Consider the following 15351-nt stretch of genomic DNA (forward strand, 5'->3'; position numbering starts at 1 on the left):
CATGTTGCTTTTTTTCAGATTGGAGCGAAGCTGACACCAATTCGGAGGCACAGCATGTTCGGACTCGAAGCGAAACACGTCGTGATCACGGGCGCCGGCGGCGGCATCGGACGTTCGCTGGTGTCGGCCTTCAGGCAGGCGGGCGCACGCGTCACGGCCTGCGACCGGGACGCCGATCTCCTGGCAGGACTGGACGGCGTCGATACATCCGTCTTCGAATTGACGGATCGAGACGCCACGACGGCCGCGATGGCCACGATCATCGCCCGGAGCGGTGCGCCCGCAGCCATTATCGGCAATGCAGGCTTCACCCGTGCAGAGACGATGGCCCATGTCACGCCGGAAGTCTGGGACAGCGAGATCGCGATCAACCTGACCGGCACGTATAATCTGGTCGCGCCGGCGCTCGGCCCGATGATCGCGGCCGGCGGCGGATCGATCGTGCTGGTGTCCTCGGTCAATGGGCTGCAGCATTTCGGCAATCCGGCCTATTCGGCAGCGAAGGCGGCTCTCAACGCCTATGCGCGGGCTCTTGCCGTGGAGAATGGCCGAGACGGCATCCGCGCCAATTGCATCTGCCCCGGTTCGGTCCGCACGCCGGCCTGGGATCACAGGATCGCCAAGGACCCGGGCCTCCTGGCGGAAGTCGCCAAATACTATCCGCTCGGAAGGCTCGTCACGCCGGAAGAGGTCGCAAACACGGCCATCTTCCTGGCATCGCCGCTTTCCGGCGGCATCACCGGCCTGTCGATTGCCGTCGATGCCGGGCTCACGGCTGGCAATCTCCGCTTCGTTCGGGAAATCCTCGGAGGCTAGGTCTTGCTTCCGATCGTCGACGTCATCGCGAGATTGAGGCGGATCGAGACCGACGGCAGCCGGTCCGATCGCAAGCTCGCGACGGTCGTGCTGGCCGATCTCGAATTCGCCTCGCAGGCCTCCATCGTCGATCTGGCACGTCGGGCAACCGTCAGCGAGCCGACGGTGACCCGCTTTTGCCGCGCGCTCGGCTGCGACGGCATCCGCGAGTTCAAGTTCCGCCTGGCCCAGGCGATCGCCGTCGGCGGCATCTATCTCTCGGAACGGCCGAGCGAGATCTCCGGAGAGCGGCGCATCGTCGACACCATTGCCGATGGCGGCATTGCCGCGCTCAACACGCTGCGCAACCAGATTGATCCGACGCTCGTCGCCGAAGCCGGCCGGCGTATCGCTCGCGCGCGCTCGGTCCTCGCCTTCGGCTCCGGCGGATCATCTTCGATCGCCGCGATCGAATTGCAGCATCGCCTTTTCCGGCTCGGCCTGCTGGTGACGGCGCACACGGATGGCGAATTGCAGCGCATGACCGCCTCGGTCGCCAACAGCGACACCATCGTGGTCGGCTTCTCGATTTCCGGCCATGTGCAATCGGTCGTCGATTCTGTCGCGATCGCCGGTCAGTATGGGGCCGGCAGCATCGTCGCTACGGCGCCAGGCTCGCCACTGGCGCAGGCCGCCGACCTTGCGATCACCTTTGCCATTCCGGAGGATGGCAATCTCATCTATCGTCCCTCACCCGCACGCTACGCGCTGATCGGCATCGTCGACATGCTCGCCATGGCGACGGCCGACGCCCTTGGGCCCAAGGTTCTCGAAGGCTTGCGGCGCATCAAGCAGAGCCTGAATACCCTGAAGATCAACGACCCCAATCTGCCGCTCGGCGACTAGAGAGCCCCCATGCCACAGAGTATCGATACGCTTGAAACGCCGTGCGTCCTGATCGACATCGATCGCGCGGATGCCAATCTCAAGCGCGCGCAGGATTATGCCGACGCGCATGGCGTTCATTTGCGCCCCCATATCAAGACGCACAAGCTGCCGCTATTCGCCAAGCGCCAGCTCGAACTCGGCGCGATCGGCATTACATGCCAGAAGCTCGGCGAGGCGGAGGTGATGGCCGATGCGGGCATCGAAGACATTTTCCTGCCCTATAACCTCGTCGGGCCGGAAAAGCTGTCCCGTCTCCGCGCGCTGAACGAGCGCACCACGCTCGCCGTGACGGCCGACAGCGAATTCGTGGTCAATGGCTATGCCAGCACCTTCGCCGATGTCGGCAAGCCGCTGACGGTCCTCGTCGAATGCGACACCGGCATGGGACGCTGTGGCGTCCAGACGCCCGACGACGCCGTCGCCCTCGCCCGAATCATCGCGTCGAGGAACGGCCTCGTCTTCGGGGGCATCATGACCTATCCGGCGGCGGGTGCGGCGCCGGCCGCGCGCGCCTGGCTGGGAGAGGCCGTCGAGAAGCTGTCCGCGGCTGGCCTTCCGCCGCGAATCGTCTCGACCGGCGGCACGCCCGACATCTGGTCTGCCCATGAAACGCCGATCGCGACCGAATACCGCCCGGGTACCTACATCTATCTCGATCGCTATCAGGTCGCGAAAGGCGTCGGCACGCTGGAGGACTGCGCGCTGACCGTGCTCGCGACGGTCGTGAGCCGTCCGACGGAGAACCGGGCCATCATCGACGCGGGCTCCAAGGCGCTGACCAGCGACCTCCTCGGCCTCAGCGGTTTCGGCGTCATCCAGGGATATCCCGATGCGGTGATCAGCGGCTTGAGCGAGGAGCACGGCACGATCGACCTCTCGGGATCGGCGCAAAAGCCCGCCATTGGCGAGCGCCTCCGCATCGTGCCGAACCACGCCTGTCCGGTCTCGAACCTCTATGACAGGGTTCACCTGGTTTCAGGCGACCACGTCGTCGAGACGGCGGCCGTGTCAGCTCGCGGCAAGGTGGAGTGAGCAACGAAGCCGAACCAAATTGCGGCGGAAGGAGCAGAGCGACGAGCCGTCGCTACTCACTCGCCATATCGGCGCGCACGGCGTCGGTCGCGAGTTGCACCTGATCGCGGATTGCGCCGAGCATGGCCAGATGTTCGGCCAGTTCACCACGGCGCTTCTCGCCACGGACCAGGAAGCGTTCCGCTTCCTGGATCAGCGTCGTGCTTCGCTCGTCGATGTCATCCTCGGAATCAATCACGTCCCCGTAGAGAAACGCCGCACGCGAACGCGCCTCGTCGAGGCGTGTCGTCAGACCCGCAAGCTCCTGCTCGGCCTCGGTGATGGCCCGGGCGACCGCAGAATCGATCGACGCGAAACGCTCTATATCGCCGCGAAGATCGCGTTCCTTCGAGCGGAAGCGGGGGAATAACATCCAGACTCCTAACAGCGCGATTGCTGACGGTGACGATACGGCAGGTCGTTGATCCTAAGCCGAGCCGCCACGATTTGTCACCGTCGAAGCGACGATGAGTCATCAATAACGCGGTGTTGAAGCCAGGTAACGAACGCGAAGTCGATCTTCGCAGCTTTCTAACAACCCGGCCACCCTTGCAATCGATTGCCAGGCGGATCACCGAACAGGCGGGCAACATTACAACGGCCTCAGGCGGTTGCTTCCTCCATCATGTGCTCGACGGCCATGATGGCGTTCTCGAGATCGGAAATCTTGCGCAAGGCGCTGTCGGTAGGGAGAGTGCCCGATTGAGCCGCCTGATCGACGAGCTTGCGCTGCGCCTCGATAAGCCGCACGCGAAGCGCGGCCAACTTCTTGTTCATGAGCACCTTCCTGTGGGCTCTACTCGATAGTCCGGTAAGAAGCCTGCAATGGCGCAATTCCCCGCTGCCGGCAAGCCATTGCAATGAAATTGTGGACGAATTGCATCAAGCACACCCCGATCATGACCATCCCTTGACCGAATCCTCGATGAGGCAGATTCTTATTGAAAGGATCTATCGACAGGATGGTTGAATATGTCGCGTCGAATTTTCCTATCGACCGCGTTGGATCGCTTGATCGAGGACGGGACGATCAGTCGTCGCTCGAATGCAAGCCGCATCATTAAGCTGGTGATCGACGGCGGCGTCACTGCGCTCGATGATTCGCAGCGAGAGATTTATGATCGTGATCTTGTTCCCAAGATCGAAGATCTTGAGATCAGCTTTCACTGAAAGATCGACCAAGGCCTGTTGATATTCTCCGGCTCTCGCCGCATCGAACAACACGCCCAATTGCATTGCTGGCTCTGAGAACCTGATCGGCATCGGTCAGCTCGGAAGTGGGTCGAAGCTCTCGGCCTGCGCGGTCCGCCAACTCGCTGTATAGAATGGAGCATCATTGCTCTCCGTCAGCAGTTCGCCGGGCTTCAGGAAACGATGCAGATCTGAGAAAAGCCGGATCTCGGTAGCCGAGACACGTCGTGCGAGATGGTGCGGCGCGAGCTCCGACGGATGATTGAGGCCGGCGGCAGCCAGCATTTCGGCGAGTGCATGCATCGTGTTGTCGTGAAAGCGCGCCACCCGCTCCGCCTTGTCGGGCACGACCAGGGCTCGCTGCCTGAGCTTGTCCTGCGTCGCCACGCCCGTCGGGCATTTGTTGGTGTGGCAACTGAGCGACTGGATGCAGCCGACCGCGAACATGAAGCCACGGGCGCTGTTGACCCAGTCGGCGCCGATGGCCAACGTCGCAGCGATGTCGAAGGCGGAGATGATCTTGCCACTGGCGCCGATCCTGACCCGCGAACGAAGGCCCGCCCCGACCAGCGTATTATGGACGAGCAACAGAGCTTCGCGCATCGGCACACCGATATGATCGGTGAATTCGACCGGCGCGGCGCCCGTCCCGCCTTCGGACCCGTCGACAACGATGAAGTCGGGCACGATGCCGGTATGCAGCATCGCCTTGACGATGCTCATGAATTCCCATGGGTGCCCCACGGCCAGCTTGAAACCGACAGGCTTGCCGCCTGAAAGGCGCCGCAGCTCGGCCAGGAATTCCATCATGCCGATCGGCGTCTCGAAACTCGAATGGCGCGCTGGCGAAATGCAGGCCACTCCGACCGGAACGCCGCGTGTCTCGGCGATCTCGACGCTCACCTTGTCGGCCGGCAGGATGCCGCCATGGCCGGGCTTTGCCCCCTGGCTGAGCTTCAGCTCGATCATCTTGATATGGGGGTCGGCGGCACGGCGTGCGAATTTCTCCGGATCGAAACGTCCATCCGCAGTGCGGCAGCCGAAATAGCCGCTGGCGATCTGCCAGATCAGGTCGCCGCCATTTTCCAGATGATAGGCGCTGACACTGCCTTCGCCCGTATCCTGGGCAAAGCCAGCGAGCTTCGCGCCCTTGTTCAAGGCTCGGATGGCATTGGCGGAGAGCGCGCCGAAGCTCATCGCGGAAATGTTCAGGACCGACGTATCATAAGGTTGGGTACACTGATCGTTGCCGACACGGACCCGAAACGTCGCCGGATCGCGAACGGGCGCAGGGCGCATGGAGTGGCCGATGAATTCGTATCCGGCTGCGTAGACGTCCAACAGTGTGCCGAACGGACGCTCGTCGGGCTCGTCCTTGGCGCGCTGATAGACGAGCGAACGCTGCGTGCGCGAGAAGGGCAGTTGCGCGTCGTCGTCCTCGAACAGATACTGGCGCAATTCCGGCCGAACGGCTTCGAACAGAAAGCGCGCATGTCCGATCACGGGATAATTGCGCAGCACCGCATGATGTCGCTGCAGCACATCGACCACGCCCACGACCACCAGCCCGAGAAAAATCGCTAGCGGCAGCCAGAAGCGGTGCGTCTCGACCACCAGGACAAGAAATATCAGCGCCAGCACGATGCAGGCGAAGAAGACAGCGTATCGATTCGCAACCGACGGGACCGCGAACGGCTTGACGTTCATCGAACAGGCTCCTCCCGAGCACGCAGCCGCAACGATGACGCTGCAGGCGGTAGTCCTGCTTCAGGAATCGAGGGCGTCGCGAACACTCGTCGCGAGCTGATCGATCGAGAAGGGTTTGCCCAGAAGCCGAACGCCCGGATCGAGAAGTCCATTATGGACGACCGCGTTTCTCGTATAGCCGGTCATGTAGAGAACTTTCAGTCCGGGCCGCATCGCCTGCGCTCGTTCGGCCAATTGGCGGCCGTTCATTTCCGGCATGACGATGTCGGTGAACAGCAGCTTGATCTCCGGATGCTGGGCGATCAGATCGAGCGCTCCTGCAGTCCGGTCGGCATGAAGCACCGTATAGCCGAGATCGCGCAACGTATCGACACTGAGCCGACGCACGGCCGGTTCATCCTCGACCACCAGAATGACCTCTTCCGGCGAACCGGTCGGCGCCTGCTCGGCGGCGCCGCGTGCGCGGTCATCATCGGCGTCTGAACCATAATAGCGCGGCAGGTAGATCTTGACGGTAGTCCCCTGCCCCTTCTCGGAATAGATCTTCACATGGCCGCCCGACTGGCGAACGAAGCCATAGACCTGCGACAAGCCCAAGCCACTGCCCTTGCCGACACCCTTGGTCGTGAAGAAGGGCTCGAATGCGCGATCGACCGTCAGGGTGTCCATGCCGGTTCCCGAGTCGGTCACCGCGATCAACACATATTGCCCGGCCGGAATGTCCTCGTGCTGCGCGGCATAGGGCGGGTCGAGGCTGGCATTGGCGGTCTCGATCGTCAGCTTGCCGCCATCCGGCATGGCGTCGCGTGCGTTGACGGCGAGATTGAGCAATGCACTCTCAAGCTGAACCGGATCGGCGGCCGTCTTCCACAGTCCCGCGCTCAGGACCGTCTCGATCTGGATCGACTCGGTCAGCGCCCGACGCATCAGTTCCGACATGCCGGTCACGAAGCGATTGGCGTCGATCGTCTGCGGCGCCAGCGGCTGCTTGCGGGCGAAGGCCAGCAGGCGCTGCGTCAGCGCGGCGGCCCGATGCGCGCCGTCCTGGGCGGACGCGACATATTTCGCGACGTCGTAATTGCCACGATCGATCCGCTTCTGGATCAGGCCCAGACTTCCGATGATGATCGCCAGCATGTTGTTGAAGTCATGGGCGATGCCACCGGTCAGTTGGCCGATCGCTTCCATCTTCTGCAACTGCCGAACCTGATCCTCGGCCTTCTCGCGGCGCGCCATCTCCGAGGTCAGCTCGCGATTGGCTTCCGAAAGCGACAGGCTCGAGTTCCGCTCCATGCGCGATGCGCGGACGGCAAGCCAGGTGAGCACGCTGAAGACCACCACGGCACCGAGGGAGATGGGAAGGAAACGCCCAAACCACGCTAGCCAGCCGCCCACCACCGCCGCGCGGGATATATCGACACTCAGATAGATCGGATAATCACCGACCCGGCGAAACGCGCCGAAACGCTCGCCGCCTTCGTCGCCGGAATAGATGCCCTCGGCCGGCAACTCGGCCACCGCCGCTTCGAGCCCCGGCGGATGCACCATCGTCCCGTCATCGGGAACCTGCGCCAGCATTTCCATGGTGGGTGCGCGGCTCAGCGTCACGCGCGCATCATAGGGCAGCGTGATGGCCTTCCAGTAATCACTGAAATAGGTCAGATCGGCGGTGACCGAGACCATGCCGCGGAACCGCTTCTGGTCGTCCTCCATCCGCGTGCTCAGCAGGAATGTCGGCCGATGCGTGACGCGCCCGATGATGAGAGGTCCGATGAAGATCTCGTCGACGGGCTGCTGCGCGGCCTTGAAATTCTCGCGATCGGTGGCGTTCGAGACGGGAGCCGGGAAGGAAAATGTCGTCGCCCGCAATTGGCCTGTCTGATCGTTGAGCCAGACGTCTTCCACATAGGGCATGGACCGGATCAGGCCCGTCATCTGCTCGTGGAGTGCGGAAGAACCGGCAATGTCGTCCCAGGACCGGTCAGCGACCAATACCGCTGCGCCGGTCAGCGCGACGCGACCGACCTCGAACAGCCGGTGCGCGTGGTCCGACAGGAAGAACGCTTCCGTCACCACCTCGTCGCGCGCGTCCGAAATGCGGCGCTGATACTCCATCCATGAGATCAGGGTCGAGCCGACGAGCGTCAACACGATGCCGAGCAGCCCGATCAGCGCGACAAGCCGCGTCACGTCGAACTGAATGCGGCGGCGCCCGGAAGCCGGCATGAATGATCCCTTCGATGATGTCGTTCTTCAATCGATTGAGGAATTCATAGGTTGAAAGCGTTAACGGCTCCAGACCCGGACTGCGCGACAGGCCTACCAGACGCCCTCATGCAGCTTTTGCGCTTCCTCGACGAGGATGGGGCCGACGACCTCGACATGGCGCTGGCCGGCCGCGAACACGATCTCGCAGGAGAGATCGAGCGTTGGATTCTCCGGGTGGTTTCCGGTGATGTCCTTGAGCTGGCGCTCACTCAGTCCGTAGACCACGCGGCCGAGGCCGACCCAATAGGCGGCCCCAGCGCACATCGCGCAGGGCTCCGCGGAGGTGTACATCGTGCACCCGGCGAGGAATTCCGGGCCATATTCGATGCCGGCCCGTGTCATCAGCACGCGCTCGGCATGGCCGGTCATGTCGCGGTTCGGCATGTAGCCATTGCCCTGCTCCATGAGCACGGTGCCGTCCGCCCCCACGAGAATGGCGCCAAAGGGATGCTGGCCGTTGCGGTGTGATTCCTCCGCCACGCGAAAGGCCAGCCGCATGAAGTGGTCGTGATCGAGCGCAGGCAGCGCGGTCATCGGGCGTCTCCAAGAATACAGGGCGCGCCATCGAAGCCTTCGACGCGTCCTGACGCAAGCGAGAATTCCGACGAACGGCCTCGGCGGCCACTCAGTGGCTGAGCAGGCAGCAGATCGTGCTGTCGGCGAGAACGTCATGCGTAACGCCGCCGAATACCCATTCTCTCAGCCTGGCATGACCATATCCACCCATCACGACCAGATCAGCGCCCTGCTGATGGGCGAAGGCTAGGATCTGGGAACCATCGGCGTAGGGCGTCGTCGGCTGAACGAAGGTCTGCGACGGCACCCCGTGCCGCGCGAGAAAACCGGCAACATCCTTCACCGCGTTCTCAGCCGGCTCGGCTTCGCCGGGCTCGTGGATCGCGAGGATCGAGGTCTTCTGCGCGAGGCGCAGAAATGGCAGCGCATCGACAACCGCACGCTGTGCCTCGCGCCCATCCTTCCAGGCGATAAGGACATTGTCGGCGGCCGGTGTCTCGGCCTGCGGCGGTACGATGAGGACGGGACGTCCCGTCTTCATCAGCACGTCGCCCGCGCTCACGGAGTGGTTCGGTGCGCTGGTACCGGTATCGCGCCCGACGATGATGAGATCCGCCGCCCGCGCCTGACGCGCGATCAGATCGGATGGATAGGCAATCGCCGAACGCCATTCGGTCGTCAGCGCCGTGGTGCCGGAAACCGAATCAAACAGCGCCTTTGCGTTCTTCAGCAGGTCTTCCGCCCGCTCCCGCTCGAGCATGGCGAGTTCACCCACCATCGCTCCGGCCGCGAAGGGATCGGCCAAAGGCGGCTCCGGGACGGCTCCGGCAATACCGATCAGGACGGCGCCGAAGCGCTCCGCCAGATCGCAGGCGAGACGGATGCGCGCTGCCGCAGCCTTCCCATCATCGACATGGACCATCAAGGTTGCCGGGTTCATCGCTCATCTCCTGCGGCGCACGCGCTCAAACCGATCGCGGCAATCTAGGCTTTCGGGGTCAGAGAGCGTTGACCCAGATCAACGCCAGAGGCAAGCGGCCGCCCTACCTATGATGGCGTCATCGTCGGTAAGTTCGGAGGAATATGGCCATGCCCAAGATGAAAGCCGCGATCTTTGTCGAACCGGGCCGGATCGTGCTCGACGAGAAGCCGATTCCCGATGTCGGCCCTCTCGATGCGCTGATCCGCCTGACCACGACCACGATCTGCGGGACCGACGTTCACATCCTCAAGGGCGAATATCCGGTCGCCAAGGGCCTCACCATCGGCCACGAACCGGTCGGCATCATCGAAAAGCTCGGTTCCGCCGTTCAGGGCTTCAGGGAGGGACAGCGTGTGATCGCCGGCGCGATTACGCCGAGCGGCCATTCCTATGCCTGCCTCTGCGGCTGCGGCTCCCAGGACGGCGCCGGCACCAAGCATGGCTTCAAGGCCATGGGCGGCTGGAAATTCGGCAATACGATCGATGGTTGCCAGGCGGAATATGTGCTGGTTCCCGATGCGATCGCCAATCTGAGCCCGGTGCCGGACGGCCTGACCGACGAGCAGGTCCTGATGTGTCCAGACATCATGTCGACTGGCTTTTCAGGCGCCGAGAGCGGCAAGATCCGGATCGGCGATGCGGTCGTCGTCTTCGCGCTCGGTCCCATCGGGCTCTGCGCCGTCGCCGGTGCCAAGCTCATGGGCGCCACCACCATCATTGGCGTCGACACCGTGCCGGCTCGCCTCGAGGTCGCCAAGAAGCTCGGCGCCACACATGTAGTGGACTTCAAGGCGGAGAACCCGCTGGATGCCATTGCCCGCATCACCGATGGACGCGGCGTCGACGTGGCGATTGAAGCGCTCGGCACGCAGACGACCTTCGAATCGGGCCTGAGGGCGCTTCGTCCCGGCGGGACGCTGTCGAGCCTGGGTGTCTATTCGACCGATCTGCGCATTCCGCTCGATGCCTTTTCGGCCGGGCTTGGCGACAACAAGATCGTCACGACGCTCTGCCCGGGAGGCAAGGAGCGTATGCGCCGCCTGATGAGCGTGATCGAATCGCAGCGGGTCGACCTCAAGCCGCTCGTGACGCATCGCTTCAAACTGGACCAGATCGAAGAGGCCTATGAACTCTTCGCCAACCAGCGCGATGGCGTCCTGAAAGTCGCGATCACGCCCTGATCGAGATCGCGGGCGACGCAGGCAATCGTGTCGCCCGCGATCTGCAAACTCTGCAAACAGCGTCAGGCCGTGCGCGAGCGGCGCGACCTGGCAATCCAGAAGGGACGCGCCTTGCGGAAGCGGCGCCAGTCTCGGGAAAGGGAACCGAGCGTGCGGCGCATCTCGCGGCCTGGCAGTTTCGGCATGGATACGAACCGGCCGACATCGCCCAGTTGCAGCGTGGCAATCAGGCGCTCGATCATGACTTGGTCGTTGAGTTCGCCTAGATCTCGTTGCAGCGAACCGAGCCGCTCCACATAGGGACCCGCTTGATCCTCGTCATAAAGGCTACTGAAGAAGTCCGCCGCATAGCGGAGCTTTTTGAGCGCGATGCGCAGCCTGTGACGAGAAACGGGCGAACGCCGGGCCGGATCCTTGTGGCGCTTCAGCGCCTTCCCGAGCAAAGCCGCCAACCCCTCCTCGGCGATCATCTCGATCGAACCGGGAAAAGTTGCATTCGGCATTTCGCCGACATTGAGAATACAAAGCTGCAGCGCGAGCACGAAGCGCGCCGTATTGCTGTCCGCGAGCCTCGCGGCGGCCTCTGCATAGGCCGCGTGCCGACGCCTGGCTATTCGTCGCATCAGGCGCCGACGCGCTTTGGCCGCCTCGGGGTCGTCGCCAGCCGGCTCCCTCAGAAAGTCGTGCAGAACATCGAGATTGCGCGCCTCGCCCAGCACGGCCGCAATCCGCCTGGCGCCGTCGGACAGGCTGCGCGCCTGTCCCGCCGGCAGAGACGGCCCGAACAGGCTGAGAGCCGAGCGAAGCTGTCGCAGGCTCACGCGGGCCTCGTGAACGGCGTCCGCATTGTGTCCGACGATGATGGCAGGCCAATTGCCGACGAAACCGTCGAGACAGGCCTGCAGAACCGCCGCGATCGCCTGTCCGGTCGGCATCGCCTCGTCAAGCTCGGGTGGCTCGGACGGGCACGGCACGGGCGCATGACCGAGGAGACCAAAGCCCCGCTCGGACTTGCTCTGCTGCATCAGGCCGGCAGCGAAACGATCAACGAAGAGAAGCCCGATTTCAAAGAGTGGCTGCAGCGGCCCGGCGCGCAGTTCGATCTCGAACTCGGCCACCCGCTCAGCCTTGCTGCCAGCGACGATCTCGCCGCTATCGGCCGCCAGTTCGATGGTGGCGCCGTGCCACTCGATCGTCCTGACCGTGCGCTCGATCTGGCTTGTGAAGATCGCGACGAGCGGCGCGCCTTCCAGGATCGATTCCAGCTCTGCCGCAACCGTCGGTCCGAACAGGTCGATGTCCGGCGTGGACGCAGGGGCTGCGACTTCATGCTCGAACCGTGTGCCGACCGAGCCGGAATGGGTCGTGCCCTTCAGGCATTGCGTCGGCTCGACGCCGTCCTGCCTGATCCTGAGCACATAGCCATGGCGGAACAGGACGTGATCGGATGTATCGAAGTAAGTGCTGACGAGTCGTCGCGTCTGCATCGGGCCCCGCGTCAGGGCCTGTGAATCCGGTTCGAAGGCGATCGCTTCATCGAGCCGATCAGGCGCTATGGCGATCTTGAGCTCATGTTCGCGACAATCAGGCATTTCGGCCCGCCTCCCGTGCCGTCAACGGCCTCGGACTGGACCATCATAGCCGAATGGCCGGAAAACGTTAGCCCGCCGCCTCAGCAGGCATTGACGCGGTTCAGGCCCGAACGGCTGCGCAACGCAATCTGGCGCGAGCTGTTCAGCGATATAGCGTGCGTGCTTTCCAGATGCGTCATCGTGCGCGACACGGTCTCGATCGTCAGCCCGAGATAGTCGGCAATATCCTGGCGCATCATCGGGAGTTCGAGCGCACCCTCCTTGGCGAGGCGATCGGCCATTTCAAGGATGAAAGTCGCGACACGCTCCAGCGCGGTCTTGCGGCCGAGGAGGAGGATATGATCCTGCGCGCGCTGCAGATGCTGGGCCGTCACGTTCCAGAGCAGCCTGGCGAAATCGCCGTCCTGGCTCGCCCAGGCGAAAGCGGTGCTGCGCTTCACGGCAAGAACTTCGGCATGCGTCACCGCCTCGGCCGAGAAATGATAATCGTCGCCGGGCTCGAGACCGAATATGTCACCGGCCATGTAGAACGCGCCGATCTGGCGGCGGCCATCATCCAGGATCTTGGTGCTCCTGACCGTGCCGCTCACGACCTTGTAGATATATTCGGCCGGCTCCGACTCCGCGCAAATCTCGCCGTCCTTCTCGAAGGAGACGGGGATGCCGAGTTGCTCGAACACGTCCTCGACGCGGCGCCCGGCTCCAGCGAGGCTCCTCGACGCGACCCAGTCCACGGCACTCGGAATACGCTTGGCTTCCAGCGATTGCGTGTTCGACATCAACATGATCGCGACCTCGACGTTGGGATGATGACGAAGGGGTAGCGCGCGGCCCGGGCCATGAAAATTCAGATCATCCCCCTAAGGGACATCCCTTAGTTGGGTCCCAGCTGAGCGACTCGGACAACCGCGACAAATTCGAGTAGTCTGGCGCGATCACCGAATCCCGAATGCTGGAACCTGCGGATTGGCCACCGAAACCGAGGAACGTCAGGCGCTGTGGCAATTCCTCGCCGCACCGCGCCGACAGTGGATGCACCACCTGCTGGCTATCGCGGCGGTGCTGATCGCGCTGCTCTTCGACCTCGCCTTCTCCGATATCGTCCAGAGCCAGGCGCGCTATCTGATCTTTGTTCCGCCCGTGCTGTTCGCGTCCGGCATTGGTGGGCTTGCGCCGGGGATCACGGCGACCGCGTTGAGCATCATCGTCTGTGTCTGGGTGACGCCGAGCCAGGGCGACATGGCGACGGAGGTGAGCGCGGCGGTGCTCTTCGGCCTGACCGGCATCAGCGTCGCTCTGCTCGGCGAATGGCTGTTGCGCTCGCGCATCCGCGCGCTCGCACGAACCCGCGATCTTGTAGCGCGCGAGGCTCATCTCCAGTCGATCCTGGAAACCGTGCCGGATGCGATGATCGTCATCGACGAATTCGGCGGCATCCGCTCCTTCAGCACGACTGCGGAGCGGCTGTTCGGCTATAGCGCGGCCGAAGTCATCGGCACCAATGTGAAACGGCTGATGCCGTCGCCCTACCGCGGCAATCACGACCAGTATCTGCATCGCTACATGGACACTGGCGAGCGCAAGATCATCGGTATCGGCCGCGTCGTCACGGCCGAGCGCAAGGATGGCACGACCTTTCCGATCGAGCTGGCCGTCGGCGAGATGCGGTCGGGTGATCAGCGCTACTTCACCGGCTTCATCAGGGATCTCTCCGAGCGACAGAAGACGGAGGCGCGCCTGCAGGAGTTGCAGAGCGAACTGGTCCATATCACGCGGCTGACCGCGCTCGGCGAAATGGCATCCGCGCTGGCGCACGAACTGAACCAGCCACTGGCAGCGATTTCAAACTATCTGAACGGCTTGCGCCGGCTGATCGAACGCACGCCCGACCTCTCGCCGCGTATCGGCGAGGCCCTGGAGAAAGCCGCCGAGCAGGCCTTGCGTGGAGGCCAGATCATTCAGCGCCTGCGCTCGTTCGTCTCCCGCGGCGAAACCGAAAAGAAGGTGGAGAGCGTCGCGAAGCTGCTGGAGGAGGCGAGCGCCCTGGCGCTTCTCGGCGTCAAGGAGAAGGGAATCAACGTCCGCCTGCGCATCAATCCTCAAGCGGATCTGGTGCTGGTCGACAAGATCCAGATCGAGCAGGTTCTGCTCAACCTGATCCGCAATGCGATCGAGGCGATGGAACATTGCGAGCGGCGCGAGCTGATCATATCCGACGAGCGACGCGAGGACATGATCATGATCAGCGTGTCCGACACCGGCAGCGGCATTGCGCCGGACATGGCACCGCGACTTTTCGAGGCCTTTGCCACCACCAAATCGCATGGCATGGGCGTGGGACTGTCGATCTGTCGTACCATCATCGAGTCGCATGGCGGCGAAATTTGGGTTGATTCCAATCCCGAAGGTGGCACGATCTTTCGCTTTACGGTAAGGGCAGCGCAGCAGGACGAAACGGCTGATGGCCAGTGAAGGGATGATCCACGTCATTGACGACGACGAGGGCGCGCGTGAATCGTTGGCCTTCCTGCTGTCCTCTGCGGAGCTGACCGTACGCACCTACGATTCGGCTGTTCGCTTCCTGCAGGATTTCGCCGGCGACACGACGGGCTGCATCGTCACCGATATCCGCATGCCCGAAATGACCGGCCTCGAACTGCTCGTCACCTTGAAGAACCGCGGCATCGTCCTGCCTGTCATCGTGATGACCGGACATGGCGACGTTCCGTTGGCGGTGACCGCCATGAAGGGCGGTGCCATCGACTTTCTGGAGAAGCCGTTCAGCGACGATGCAATCCTTGCCGCTGTCGGGGCTGCGCTCAACACCAACCATCATGATGCCCGCAAGGAAGCAGAGCGCAGCTCGATCCTGGAGCGGCTCGCGACGTTGTCACAGCGCGAGCGGCAGGTCCTCGAAGGACTTGTCGCCGGTCACGCCAACAAGCGCATGGCGTATGATCTCGACATCAGCCCCCGCACCATCGAGATCTATCGCGCCCACGTCATGAGCAAGATGCGCGCGAGCAGCCTGTCCGATCTCGTCCGCATGGCGCTGGCCGCCGGCATCAACATCGCCCAGGACGACGGCCCGACGGCTTAG

General features: G+C 63.3%; 15 protein-coding genes. 7 read left to right on the forward strand and 8 right to left on the reverse strand.

Features of this window, described 5'->3' with window-relative positions; translation table 11 throughout:
• Positions 1 to 54 precede the first annotated feature (54 nt).
• The 3 genes from QO014_RS11330 to QO014_RS11340 are packed head-to-tail and all read left to right on the forward strand — an operon-like array spanning position 55 to position 2775.
• Positions 55 to 816 carry an SDR family oxidoreductase gene (locus tag QO014_RS11330; protein WP_266348819.1) on the forward strand — a complete coding sequence of 254 codons (762 nt, stop codon included), beginning with the start codon at positions 55 to 57 and terminating at the stop codon, positions 814 to 816.
• Positions 817 to 819: 3 nt separating this feature from the next.
• Entirely contained in the window at positions 820 to 1701 is an 882-nt protein-coding gene (locus QO014_RS11335; RefSeq protein WP_266348820.1) for a MurR/RpiR family transcriptional regulator, read from the forward strand.
• Positions 1702 to 1710: 9 nt separating this feature from the next.
• A complete protein-coding gene (locus tag QO014_RS11340; RefSeq protein WP_266348821.1) occupies positions 1711 to 2775 on the forward strand; it encodes a D-TA family PLP-dependent enzyme in 1065 nt (354 codons plus the stop codon).
• Positions 2776 to 2827: 52 nt separating this feature from the next.
• On the opposite strand, the gene QO014_RS11345 is transcribed toward QO014_RS11340, so the two are convergent.
• Complete coding sequence (locus tag QO014_RS11345; RefSeq protein ID WP_266348822.1) at positions 2828 to 3187, reverse strand: hypothetical protein; 360 nt, start codon at positions 3185 to 3187, stop codon at positions 2828 to 2830.
• A gap of 230 nt (positions 3188 to 3417) precedes the next feature.
• Positions 3418 to 3591, reverse strand: a complete 174-nt coding sequence (locus QO014_RS11350) for a hypothetical protein (protein ID WP_266348823.1) — start codon at positions 3589 to 3591, stop codon at positions 3418 to 3420.
• Positions 3592 to 3786: 195 nt separating this feature from the next.
• Here QO014_RS11350 and QO014_RS11355 point away from each other — a divergent pair, with 195 nt between their 5' ends.
• Positions 3787 to 3984 carry a hypothetical protein gene (locus QO014_RS11355; protein WP_266348824.1) on the forward strand — a complete coding sequence of 66 codons (198 nt, stop codon included), beginning with the start codon at positions 3787 to 3789 and terminating at the stop codon, positions 3982 to 3984.
• A gap of 96 nt (positions 3985 to 4080) precedes the next feature.
• Here QO014_RS11355 and QO014_RS11360 read toward each other — a convergent pair whose 3' ends face one another.
• From QO014_RS11360 to QO014_RS11375, 4 genes are all read right to left on the reverse strand, one after another.
• A complete protein-coding gene (locus QO014_RS11360) occupies positions 4081 to 5712 on the reverse strand; it encodes an FMN-binding glutamate synthase family protein (RefSeq protein ID WP_266348825.1) in 1632 nt (543 codons plus the stop codon).
• 60 nt (positions 5713 to 5772) lie between these two features.
• The gene (locus tag QO014_RS11365) at positions 5773 to 7938 is read right to left on the reverse strand and encodes a hybrid sensor histidine kinase/response regulator family protein (protein ID WP_307258052.1); all 2166 of its coding nucleotides are present in this window, start codon (positions 7936 to 7938) and stop codon (positions 5773 to 5775) included.
• Between the two features lie 93 nt (positions 7939 to 8031).
• The gene (locus QO014_RS11370; protein ID WP_266348826.1) at positions 8032 to 8514 is read right to left on the reverse strand and encodes a nucleoside deaminase; all 483 of its coding nucleotides are present in this window, start codon (positions 8512 to 8514) and stop codon (positions 8032 to 8034) included.
• A 91-nt stretch (positions 8515 to 8605) separates the two neighbouring features.
• Positions 8606 to 9436 carry a universal stress protein gene (locus tag QO014_RS11375; protein WP_266348827.1) on the reverse strand — a complete coding sequence of 277 codons (831 nt, stop codon included), beginning with the start codon at positions 9434 to 9436 and terminating at the stop codon, positions 8606 to 8608.
• 149 nt (positions 9437 to 9585) lie between these two features.
• On the opposite strand from QO014_RS11375, the gene QO014_RS11380 reads away from it, so the two are divergent.
• Positions 9586 to 10659 (forward strand): NAD(P)-dependent alcohol dehydrogenase, encoded by a 1074-nt coding sequence (locus QO014_RS11380; RefSeq protein ID WP_266348828.1) that lies wholly within the window; start codon positions 9586 to 9588, stop codon positions 10657 to 10659.
• 62 nt (positions 10660 to 10721) lie between these two features.
• Here the strand turns inward: QO014_RS11380 and QO014_RS11385 are convergent, their stop codons facing one another.
• Both QO014_RS11385 and QO014_RS11390 read right to left on the reverse strand, forming a co-directional pair.
• Complete coding sequence (locus QO014_RS11385; protein WP_266348829.1) at positions 10722 to 12251, reverse strand: CYTH and CHAD domain-containing protein; 1530 nt, start codon at positions 12249 to 12251, stop codon at positions 10722 to 10724.
• An 80-nt stretch (positions 12252 to 12331) separates the two neighbouring features.
• Positions 12332 to 13036: a helix-turn-helix domain-containing protein gene (locus QO014_RS11390; RefSeq protein ID WP_266348830.1), complete on the reverse strand. Its 705-nt coding sequence runs from the start codon at positions 13034 to 13036 to the stop codon at positions 12332 to 12334.
• A gap of 181 nt (positions 13037 to 13217) precedes the next feature.
• On the opposite strand from QO014_RS11390, the gene QO014_RS11395 reads away from it, so the two are divergent.
• Both QO014_RS11395 and fixJ read left to right on the forward strand, forming a co-directional pair.
• Entirely contained in the window at positions 13218 to 14723 is a 1506-nt protein-coding gene (locus QO014_RS11395) for a PAS domain S-box protein (RefSeq protein WP_266348831.1), read from the forward strand.
• Positions 14713 to 15351 carry a response regulator FixJ gene (gene fixJ / locus QO014_RS11400; protein WP_266348832.1) on the forward strand — a complete coding sequence of 213 codons (639 nt, stop codon included), beginning with the start codon at positions 14713 to 14715 and terminating at the stop codon, positions 15349 to 15351. The genes QO014_RS11395 and fixJ overlap by 11 nt, the downstream gene beginning before the upstream one ends.

The sequence above is a fragment of the Kaistia dalseonensis genome (assembly GCF_030814715.1).
Lineage (GTDB): Bacteria > Pseudomonadota > Alphaproteobacteria > Rhizobiales > Kaistiaceae > Kaistia > Kaistia dalseonensis.